Here is a 2,023-nt window from a genome sequence, read left to right as displayed (position 1 = left end):
ATTCTATAGCTTGTATCAGTAACAATATTGGAATTGATGAGATACTTAAGATGGATTACCCAATAGAAGATAATGAAAATACAATACATAGCTTAGAAAAAATATTAAGTAGAATGATGAAGCAGTTTTCAGTAGAGAGAATTTTTACAATGAATGAATACTATATTGAACATGTTGCTCGAATTGCCAGAGAATATAATATTCCTTACTATGGTTTAAATGAAGATGCTGCTCAAGCTTGTAGAAATAAAAAAAATACAAAGGTTGTATTTGAAAAGAATAAAATACCTTGTGCAAATTATGTATTAATAAAATCTCTGAAGGAAGCATTACAGACTTTAAATAGAATTTCATTTCCACTTGTAGTTAAGCCATCCAATGAATCAGGAAGTAAGCTTGTATCTATATGTGATAATATCCAAGAAATGATTGATTCACTCCAGCAAATATATTCTACTAAGCAAAATTGCATAGGTGATACTTTAGATACTGAAGTTTTAGTAGAAGAGTATATAGATGGTAAAGAGTATAGTGTAGAAACTTATACTATTAATGGAGCAAGCACCGTGATAGCTATTACAAGTAAAGAAACAGAAAATTGTATTGAAGTAAGTCACACCGTACCCGCTAAAATTTCATATAACGTATCAAACGAAATTAAAGGAATTGTTATAAGTGCATTAAAAGCATTAAATGTGAGGTACGGCGTGACTCATACGGAATTAAAAATTTCTTCGAATGGTATTAAAATTATTGAAGTTAATGGAAGGGTAGCTGGAGATAATATCTATAAACTTGTTGATAGTGTAACTGGCATTAATTTAAGGGAAGTTTCCCTTAGTATTGCATTAGATGGATCAATTGAAAATGCTATTAAAAAAATTCCCGAAGTGCAATCCGCCTCTATTCGCTATATGACAGCTAGTAAAGATGGGATACTTACATATGATCAAGAGTTTATAGAAAACTCAATATTAAATATCGATTTTAACTATAAATATGGTGATACGATTAAAAAAACAAAAGATAACTTTACTAGATTAGGACATTTTATTATTTATGAGAAAGATGAAATCTATTCCTTTGATAAAGTTGATGAAATGTTGGATTCGTTAAAAGTTGAAATTATATAAAATATCTGTACAAAACTTGTTAGGGAGGCAATACGTGAAAAAAGGGTTAATTTTAGTATGTGCTGCAGTATTTATACTAGTAGTAGGTACAGGAATAGTAGCACCATTATTATCACCTTATGCAGAAACCTTAAACGCTACTGGAGTTCAAGTGGGACTTCTATTTAGTGCATTTTATACTGTAAGAATTTTGTCAGGTTCTTACATAGGTAAACTGGCTGATAGAAAAGGTGCAAAAGAAATACTTAGAATTAGTTTAATACTTTATCCATTCATAGGACTTTTATATGCAATTTCATGGAATTATCCAATACTCTTAGGAGCACGATTACTACATGGCTTAGCATCTGCTATGATGTTACCTATGGTTATGACTTATATTGGTCATATCACACCAGAAGGACAAGAAGCTAAATATATGGGCATCTACAACACAGTTACATTTTTGGCAAATAGTGTAGGCCCATTGGTAGGTGGCTTAATTGCAGGAGAGTTTGGCTACAAAATTGCTTTTTCATCGCTATTATTTTTGTCTTGTATAGCATTGATTATTGTATGTATTTTACCTTCAACCCAAATAACCAATAGCAAACAAGTTGAAAGAACGGAAGAGAAGACTAAAGAATATAAAAAGAAAAGTGCATGGAAAGATGGAAGATTAATATCAATTTCAGTTATTAATATTATTGATTCAATATTAAGCGTATTTATCTTCAGTTTTTATGCTATTTATTTAAGCCAAAAAGGAGTCAATATAAAATTTATTAGTCTCCTTATAACGATTAATAATGTCATTGTAGGTATTACTCAAATACCTATCTCTAAACTAGTTGATAAATTTGACAGAGGAAATCTTATTCTAACATCGGGTTTTTTTACTATTTTAATTA

The 2,023-nt window shown here is 29.9% G+C and carries 2 protein-coding genes; both read left to right on the top strand.

The window, feature by feature from the left end:
• Positions 1-50: 50 nt before the first annotated feature.
• Entirely contained in the window at positions 51-1,133 is a 1,083-nt protein-coding gene (locus tag ACW2QF_RS19470) for an ATP-grasp domain-containing protein (RefSeq protein ID WP_455717676.1), read from the top strand.
• A 34-nt stretch (positions 1,134-1,167) separates the two neighbouring features.
• Positions 1,168-2,023: MFS transporter (locus ACW2QF_RS19465; RefSeq protein WP_455717675.1), on the top strand; the 856-nt coding region annotated here is incomplete at its 3' end.

The organism is Anaerosporobacter sp. (assembly GCF_965301125.1).
This window is presented reverse-complemented; position numbering and strand designations above follow the sequence as displayed.